This window comes from Bacillus sp. SIMBA_008, assembly GCF_046535495.1.
Taxonomy (GTDB): domain Bacteria; phylum Bacillota; class Bacilli; order Bacillales; family Bacillaceae; genus Bacillus; species Bacillus subtilis.
In genome coordinates this window covers 1-257 of the sequence record NZ_JAWRWL010000784.1, presented here as the reverse complement: position 1 = coordinate 257, position 257 = coordinate 1, and the positions used below count along the sequence as shown (strand labels likewise).

The 257-nt window shown below is 68.9% G+C and carries 1 protein-coding gene; it reads left to right on the top strand.

Annotated elements, in window-relative coordinates:
• Positions 1-38 precede the first annotated feature (38 nt).
• Positions 39-257, top strand: a 219-nt coding sequence (locus tag SB658_RS25445) for an FHA domain-containing protein (protein ID WP_410603219.1), incomplete at its 3' end; no start/stop codon positions are given.

Sequence of the window (257 nt, the reverse complement as noted above, 5' to 3'; positions counted from 1 at the left end):
GCCTAGCGTGAAGGGACCGATCCGAGGAGGCCACCGCCATGAACGCACGACACATCGACGACCGCCCCGATGACGGCTACACGCCGACGACCACGCATGCCGAATGGGGTGCCGGCAACCCGCTGCTGCGCATCACGCGCGACGATGAGCGGTCGGAGTTCGCACTCGAGGCCGACGTCGTGCGCATCGGCTCGGCCGACGGCAACGAGCTGCGACTGCCCGACACGGATCCCGTGCACGCCACGATCACGCACGAC